An 8,081-nucleotide genomic window follows, 5' to 3' on the forward strand; every position below is an offset into this window, starting at 1 on the left:
GGCCACGGCAGGCCCCGCAGCAGGGCGGACGGCTCAGCGGTGGCTCGGGGCAGCCGGATCATTGCGCTGCCGGCGGCGGCCGGCGGGTGGCGGTGGGAGAGCGAGCGGATGCCGATCGGATCGGTTGCCGCCCCACCGCCGCCCCGCCTGCCGGGACACCGGATCGGACAGTGCGCCGGGGTCAGACCACCGGGGCCGGGTAGGTCGGGTACTCCACGCCGGAGACGTGCTGGACGACGCGGATGACCTGGCAGGAGTAACCGAACTCGTTGTCGTACCACAGGTACAGGATCGCGTTGTCGCCGTCGACCTTGGTGGCACCGGCGTCCACGATGGAAGCGTGGCGCGAGCCGACGAAGTCCATGGAGACGGCGTCGGGGGCGGTGGTGAAGTCGATCTGGCGCTTCAGCGGCGAGTGCAGCGAGACGTCGCGGAGGTAGTCGAGGACCTCCTCTCGGGTGGTCTCGCGGCCCAGGCGCAGGCTGAGGATGGCGATCGAGACGTCCGGGACGGGGACGCGGATCGAACTGCCGGTGATCGGGGCCTTGAGGTCCGGCAGCGCCTTGGCGACGGCGGAGGCGGCACCGGTCTCGGTGATCACCATGTTGAGCGGCGCGGAGCGGCCGCGGCGGTCGGCCTTGTGGTAGTTGTCCAGCAGGTTCTGGTCGTTGGTGAACGAGTGGACGGTCTCCACGTGACCGCGCAGCACACCGTACTCGTCGTCCATGGCCTTCAGCGGCGGGACGATGGCGTTGGTGGTGCAGGAGGCGCAGGACAGGATGCGCTCGTCCGGCTTGATCATGTCCTGGTTGACACCGTGGACGATGTTCGGGACGTCGCCCTTGCCCGGGGCGGTCAGAACGACCTTGTCGATGCCGGGGCGCAGGTGCTTGGAGAGGCCCTCGCGGTCGCGCCACTTGCCGGTGTTGTCGATGAGGATGGCGTCCTTGATGCCGTACGCCGTGTAGTCGACCTCGGAGGGGTCGTTGGCGTAGATCACGCGGATCGCGTTGCCGTTGGCGATGATCGTGCTGTTCGCCTCGTCGACCGTGATCGTGCCCTGGAACTGGCCGTGGATGGAGTCGCGGCGCAGCAGCGAGGCGCGCTTGACCAGGTCGGCCTCCCCGCCCCCGCGGACGACGATGGCGCGCAGGCGCAGGCCGTTGCCGGAGCCGGCCTTCTCGATCAGCAGGCGGGCGACGAGGCGGCCGATGCGGCCGAAGCCGTACAGGACGACGTCGCGGCCCTCGCCGCGCTCGATCTTGTTGGCGCCGGTGGCGCCGGCGACGGCCTCGGCGGTGAACGCCTCCACCGACAGTCCGCGGTCGTCGGTCTTGTACGTCGCGGCGAGCATGCCGATGTCGATCTGGGAAGGGCCGAGATCGAGCGTGGTGAGAGCCTGCAGGAACGGCAGCGTCTCGGTGACCGAGAGCTCCTCACCGGCGATCTGCCGGGCGAATCGGTGGGTCTTGAGGATGCTCACCACCGACTTGTTCACCAAGGAGCGGCTGTGCAGCAGGACCGTGACGTCCCGCTCCCGGTGCAGCTTCCCGATGATGGGGATCATCGACTCCGCGATCTCCTCGCGGTTTTTCCAATTGGTGAACGAGTCGTCATTGACAGTCACAGGTTTATCTTTCGAGCTAGGCGGCGCTCACATGCTAACCCGCCACCAATTCGATCATTCGAGCGGTGCCGCCTGAGCGGAATGCCGCGGTCGGACCCATCGCCATAAAAGGTGAGAAATAGGCCGCTCCCGTCGCGGACCTCATCGCCGGCGCCCCGCTTCCCGCGTGGGCTCCGCCGAGTGGTCCCGGTTCAGGTCATGGCGGTCCGCTGTTGCCGCCATTCCCGTGGGGTGGCGCCATAGGCGGCCTTGAACGTGCGGCTGAAGTGGGCAGGGTTGACGAATCCCCAGCGCTGGGCCACGGCCGAGACGGTCGGAGCGCTCTGTCCACCGCGGGCCAGCTCCCGGGCGCACTCCTCCAGGCGGCGCCGCTGGACCCAGCGGCCGACCGTCGCGCCCTCCCGCTCGAAGAGCTTGTGCAGGTAACGCACGGAGATGTGGTGCGCGGCGGCTATGCCCTCCGGGGACAGCTCCGTGTCGCCGAGATTCTCGTTGATGTAGTGCCGGATCCGGCACACCAGAGCCCGCTGCGCGTGGTCGGGGTCCACGAGCTCCGTTCCGGACTGCTCCGTGATGAGCGCGGCCACGAGGTCCGCCGCGGTGCCTGCCAGCCGGTCGCCGATCGCGGGGGACGACTGTGCGGCGGTCCGCGCCAGCCGGGTGAGGAACGGCACCAGCAGCGCACCCACGCCCGTGTCGGTACCGACCGGTGAAGCGGTGACGCGCCGAAGCGCGGCGGCGGGTACGCCCAGAGCGGTGCGGGGAAGCTGGAAGACCCGCATGCGGAAGCGGTCCGGGCGGTCGAACGCGTAGGGGCGGGACGCGTCGTAGACGACGAGGCTGCCCGGGCACAGACGGATCTCACGCCCGTCCTGCATGACCACCGTCGTTCCGGTCAGTTGCTGGCCGACCGATATGAAGTCCCGGGAGTCCCCGGCGGAGCGGCTGATGAGGCGCGCCGTGCGGGTGACGCGCTCCGGGTCCGCCTCCACGGTCGAGACCTGGAGGTATCCCACGTGGTCCGTGGTGATGCGTCCGCTGAACGGAGTCTTGTGCCACGCGGTGACGGCTACGGGCACGAAGGAGCGGTTCACCAGCTCGTTCCAGTGGGAGAGCTTCTCACGGTCGGGAACTCCGTCCGTGCTCACCACCAGGCTCATGGCTGCACCGAACCGGTTCTGTCGCGCTCCGGTCCGGCGGACGCCTCTCGTACGGTCATCCTCCAACGCTCCCTTCGTTCGCACCGGCTTCTCGCTGTCCGTCCAGCTTGAGGGCCGGTTCGCCGGTGAAGGGTCCCTGGAGGGGGTGCTCTGCACGAAGGTGCAGGAGTCAGGTCGATTGGGGAAATGCAGCGATCGGCATGACTCCTGGTCAGCGACGAGACTCCTGGTCGGCGACGTGCGGAACTCGGGGTCCGGCTCACGGAGCCGGTGGCCGAGGCAGGCGACTGCTGTGGGCGGCCGGTGCGGGCGCGGACGCAGGCGCGTGGGGAAGGCGTCGATCAGAGTGTGCGGCGAACGCCCGCCTGGCGTTCCAGATTGCGCAGTTGGACCGAGAGGTCGCCCTCGACGGCCGCGTACGCGGGGCCGCTGCGGCCGAGTGGGAGGACCTGCTCGCCTCGCATGTCCTCCAGCATCAGCGCGTACGCCGCGTACATCGCGACCAGTGACAGCAGCAACCCGATGGCACCTGCCACGTGTGCGAGCCAGTCGATGCCGCTGAGACCGTAGGCACCCGCCACCGCATACCGCGGCAGGGCGACGACCAGGACCAGCCGGAGAGCCCGCTTGGGGCCCGTCACCGCCACCATGAGTGCCGCGAAGACGGCGAAGACCAGGTTGAGGACTCCGAGGACGCGGGATCCGCCCGGCGGGTCGAAGGCCAGGACCAGGCCGTTCGCGAGCCAGGTGCCCGCGAAGCTGCCCATCAGTGTGGCCGCGATGACGTCCCTGGCACCGAAGGCCAGGATGCTCACCAGCAGTTGGAGCACGAAGGCGGGAAGGACGGTCAGGGCCACCGCCCTGCGGTCCGTCCCGTCGAGCAGGCCGAGTTGCAGGACGCTGGTGATCGTCGAGGCGATGGCGACGGTGAAGAAGCCCAGGGGCATGGGTGAGGCGATCGGCCTCAGGTTGATGCGGGTCATGCTGCGCAGGTCGGGCTCGTGATGACGGCCGGGCGGCGGGTTCTGGCCCGGTTCGGGGCCGTCGCTGTGCGTCGCGTTGCTCATGGGTGTGCCTTCGGGTCCGGCACCGGCACGGCGGTCGGTCGCCGCGCCGGTGCACTCGTTCGTCGGGGAGAGGCTGTGGTGAAGCCGAGGCCGGGCCGGTGAGCGGGTCTCCGGTCAGGCGGCGAAGCGCTTGACGAAGGACAGGGCGGTCTCGGCGACCTCGCGCCAGCCGCTGTCGATCGTCAGCGCGTGTCCGCGGCCGGCCATCTCGGTGATCTCGGTGACCGACGCCTCGTTGCGCGCCTGCTTCTTGTACGAGGCGTTGGCGATGGCCCAGGGGACGGTGTGGTCCTTCTCCCCCGAGATGATCAGGAGCGGCCCGCGCTCGGGGTTGAGCGTGTCGACCTTCACCTCGGTCCACGGGTTGATGTTCGCGGCGGCCGCCTGGAAGAGCGGTACGCCCGGGGCCGGAACCGCGAAGGTCTCGTACAGCTCCTTCGCCTCCTCCTCGCTGACCGCGTTGGCGAACGCGTAGCGGAACTGCTCGTAGGTGAGCGGAACGGCGCGGTGGAAGTTGGCCGGATTGCCCAGCACCGCGCTCGCGGCCCGGAGGGACGAGACGGGCAGCGGCAGCACGCCCCGGAAGGGAGCGGGGTCGATCGCCACCGAGGTCGCCGACAGCCCGCGGCCGGCGATCATCTGGGTGATCAGCCCGCCGAAGGAGTGGCCGATCACGACAGGCTTGCGGTCGAGCTTCTCGATGAGCCCGGCGAAGTGGTCGGCGACCTGGGCGACGCTCTTGCCCGCGAAGACCTCGGGGTGGGCGTTGGCCTCGGCGACGGTGTCGGGGTCGTCGGGCCAGCCGGGGGTCAGCGGGGCGAAACCGGCCTCTTCGAAGACCGCGGCCCAGCGGTTCCAGCTGCCGGGCAGCAGCCACAGGCCGTGGATGAAGACCACGGGAGTCCGGTCGGTGGCGTTGATCCGCTCGATGTGCGCGAGGTCGGCGGATGCGGTCATGGCGTGGGTCCTTCTGTTCTGGAGGCTTTCGGGACTTCAAGGGGGCTCTGAAGAGCGCTCTTGCGGAGGGCTCTTGCGGAGGGCTCTTGCGGGTGCTTCCGGGGAACGTCCGGGAGGACTTCAGATGCGGACGCTGCGGGCGGCAGCCGCGATGAGGCTGGTCACCGCGTCGGGCCGGCTGAACATCGGAAGGTGGGAGCTGCTGATCTCGACCGTGCGGGACCCCGCCCGCTTCGCCTGGAATCGCTGGAGTTCGGGCACGATGCCCCGGTCCTGCGTGGCGATCAGCGCCCAGGAGGGGATGCTTCGCCAGGCTGCCGACGCGGCACGGTCCGTGAACGCCGTGGCGGTGAGCGGCCGCTGGGCGGCGGCCAGTATCCGGGTCGTGGACCGGGGCACATCGGCTGCGAAGACGTGAGGGAAGAGGTCGGCTCTGAGGTAGAGGTCGACGCCGGTGGAGCCGTCCGGAGCGGGCGCCGGCACCGGGACGAGCGCCGATTCGAGTTCCGAGCCGGGGAATTTCGCCGCGAGCTCCCCCAGGACCTCGCCCGCGTCCGGCATGAATGCGGCGATGTAGACCAGTGCCTCGACCTGTGGGCTCGAGGCGGCCGCCGCGCTGATCACGGCGCCGCCGTAGGAATGGCCCACCAGTACCACCGGTCCGGGAACCGTCTTCAGTACGGCTTCCAGATGCGCGGCATCGGCGGGCAGACCCCGCAGCGGGTTGGCCACCGCCACCACGGGGAACCGCAACCGCTGCAGCCGCTTGATGACCGGCGTCCAGCTGGAGCCGTCGGCGAAGGCTCCGTGGACCAGGACAACGGTCGGCCGCTGTCCCTCCGCCGTGCCGCCGCCGACGGCGGGCTCGGCGCCCGCCGGCGCCGCGCTCACCCCCGCCACTGCCACTGCCACGGCGGACACCGCCGCCGCGCCCGTGGTCATCACCCGGCGTCGCGTCATCGCCCGACGTTCCGTCATGTCGCTGTAGCTCCTCGGTTCTTGAGTGGGAGCCTCAAGCTAGGTTCACGGCGGGCGCCATGGGTGACTGCTCGTGCACAGCTCTGTGCCGTCCGCGCACAGCGTGCGTGTCCACCGTCGAGCGGGGCGACAGCCGGCCGCCGCGGGTGTCCCGCCACTCACGCGGAGGCATTCCGTAGGCGGCGCGGAACAGCCTGCTGAAATGGGCCGCGTTGCTGAACCCCCAGCGCCGCGACACCGCGGAGACCGTCGGCGCCGGCCGGTGCCAGGCCAGCTCCCGGCTGCACTCCTCCAGGCGGCGGTGCTGGATCCAGCGGCTCACGGTGATTTCTTCACCTTCGAAGAGCTTGTGGAGGGCGCGCACGGACATGTGGTGTGCGGCGGCGATGGATTGCGGGGACAGCTCCGGATCCCCGAGATGACGGTCCACGTACGCACGCACCTCCCGCGCGCGTGCGCGCCGGGAGCCGGCCGCGTCCCCGGCCACGCCTGGAGCACGCTGGGCGACCAGGGTGGCCAGCAGGTCGGTGACATTGCCCGCCAGCCGCTCGACGACCGGCTCCGGGCAGTTCGCGGCGGTATCGGCCAAGGTGCACAGGAGCGGTCCCACCACGGCCGCCACCGGACCGTCCGGCTCGATGGCGGTGGCGGTGACGCCCTCCAGCTGGTGGTCCGCGACACCGAGGGTGCGCCGGGGCACCAGGCACACCCTGAGCCTCGTACGGTCCGCGAGGTCGAGCACATGAGGACGGCCGGTGTCCCACACGCCCAGCATCCCGGGTTCGAGGTCCGCGCTCCGGCCGCCCTGCTGGATACGGGCACCGACGGGGCCCGCGACGGCTACGGCCACGAACCGCTCCGTCCGTCCGGCATCGTGTGCGATCCGGCGCTGCGTACGAATGATGCGCTGCGGGTCCGCCTCGATGGTGGAGATCAGCAGATGGCCGAGACGCTCGGTCACCGTGCGCCCGTTGAACGGCAGGGAGCCTTGGGGGATCACCGTCACCGGCACCATGGCCCTGGCGACGGCTTCACTCCAGCGTCGCAGCCTGGTCCGGTCCGGGACCGTGGCGGCGTCGAACACGACGGTCATGGGGCCTCCAGCCGAGTCACAGGTGCCGGGAACCGAGTCCGGACCGGGCCCGGGCCGAGTCCGGAACGAATCCGGGCCGAGTCCGGAACAGATCCGGGCCGAGTCCGGGCCGAGTCCGGTACGAAACGACCCTCCGGCACGGCTTCCAGCATGGGGAGGCGGATGACGTACGTCGTTCGTCGGATGACTTCACTTCGACTGCGACGGCCGGTGCGGCTGCCGCCCAGCGGCTGCCACGGACTGTTCCCTCAGCGCCGCCGGGCTGTTCTCTGCGCGCATCCGTGATGCGCCGGCCCGGGTAAGATCGCCGGGTACGGGGGAGTGGGGCCGCGAGATGACAGACAGCAGGCTGTTCGGGCGCAGCGAGGAGATCACAGCCGTCGGCACACTGGTCGACGGGCTGCCGGAGCGCGGTGCCTCGCTGGTGGTCCGAGGGGTGCCCGGGATCGGCAAGTCGGCGCTGCTCGCCCATGCGGCCACCCGGGCCGCGGAGACCGGAGCGACCGTCCTGACGGCGGCAGGGGTGCAGGCGGAAACCCATCTGCCGTTCGCCGGCCTCCACCAGCTGACGCGCACCCTGATGGACGGCGTCAAGGATCTCCCCGATGCCCAGGCGGACTCGCTGCTCGGGGCCTTCGGCATGGCCGCGCGTCCCGCAGGTGTGTCCGCACCGGAGTTCTTCATCATCGCCCTGGCCACGCTCAACCTGCTGGGTGACGCGGCGGACAAGGGGCCCGTGCTGCTGGTCGTGGACGACGCCCAGTGGCTGGACATGCCGACCCTGGACGTTCTCGGATTCGTCGCCCGCCGGCTCGGCGCCGAGCCGGTCGGCCTGCTGATCGGCCTGCGCGACGGCCACACCACGCCCCTGGAGGCCTGTGGAATCCCGGAGCTGCGCCTGGAGTCGCTCGAACCGGCGGCGGCCGGTGCGCTGCTGGACGCCCGGGCGCCGGGCCTCGGCCTCGGCGTCCGGCGACGTGTCCTGGAAGTGGCCGCGGGCAACCCCCTGGCCCTGATCGAGCTGCCGATCGCTCTGAGCGCGGACCCGGCCGCCACGGACACCCTCGCCCCGGCCGAACTGCCGCTCACGACCCGCCTCGAACGGGCTTTCGCCTCCCGTGTTCCCGAGCTCCCCCCTGGCACGCGTCGTCTGCTGCTCGTCACGGCCGTCGACGACGAGGGCGCACTCGCCGAGGTGC

The 8,081-nt window shown here is 70.7% G+C and carries 7 protein-coding genes; 1 reads left to right on the forward strand and 6 read right to left on the reverse strand.

The window, feature by feature from the left end:
- Positions 1-181 precede the first annotated feature (181 nt).
- The 6 genes from ACWGI8_RS34395 to ACWGI8_RS34420 all read right to left on the reverse strand — a co-directional run bounded on the left by ACWGI8_RS34395 (position 182) and on the right by ACWGI8_RS34420 (position 6,882).
- The gene (locus tag ACWGI8_RS34395; protein ID WP_453667015.1) at positions 182-1,627 is read right to left on the reverse strand and encodes a glyceraldehyde-3-phosphate dehydrogenase; all 1,446 of its coding nucleotides are present in this window, start codon (positions 1,625-1,627) and stop codon (positions 182-184) included.
- A gap of 191 nt (positions 1,628-1,818) precedes the next feature.
- Positions 1,819-2,787: an AraC-like ligand-binding domain-containing protein gene (locus ACWGI8_RS34400; RefSeq protein WP_453667016.1), complete on the reverse strand. Its 969-nt coding sequence runs from the start codon at positions 2,785-2,787 to the stop codon at positions 1,819-1,821.
- 341 nt (positions 2,788-3,128) lie between these two features.
- Positions 3,129-3,854: an acetate uptake transporter family protein gene (locus tag ACWGI8_RS34405; RefSeq protein WP_453667017.1), complete on the reverse strand. Its 726-nt coding sequence runs from the start codon at positions 3,852-3,854 to the stop codon at positions 3,129-3,131.
- A 114-nt stretch (positions 3,855-3,968) separates the two neighbouring features.
- A complete protein-coding gene (locus ACWGI8_RS34410) occupies positions 3,969-4,811 on the reverse strand; it encodes an alpha/beta hydrolase (RefSeq protein ID WP_453667018.1) in 843 nt (280 codons plus the stop codon).
- Positions 4,812-4,931: 120 nt separating this feature from the next.
- Positions 4,932-5,789, reverse strand: a complete 858-nt coding sequence (locus ACWGI8_RS34415; protein ID WP_453667020.1) for an alpha/beta fold hydrolase — start codon at positions 5,787-5,789, stop codon at positions 4,932-4,934.
- A gap of 34 nt (positions 5,790-5,823) precedes the next feature.
- Positions 5,824-6,882, reverse strand: coding sequence for a helix-turn-helix domain-containing protein (locus tag ACWGI8_RS34420; RefSeq protein WP_453667023.1), 1,059 nt, complete (start codon positions 6,880-6,882; stop codon positions 5,824-5,826).
- A gap of 334 nt (positions 6,883-7,216) precedes the next feature.
- Between ACWGI8_RS34420 and ACWGI8_RS34425 the strand changes: the two genes are divergently transcribed.
- Positions 7,217-8,081 (forward strand): AAA family ATPase (locus ACWGI8_RS34425; protein WP_453667024.1); only part of this gene is annotated, 865 nt, incomplete at its 3' end.

It is taken from the genome of Streptomyces sp. NPDC054841, from assembly GCF_053611045.1.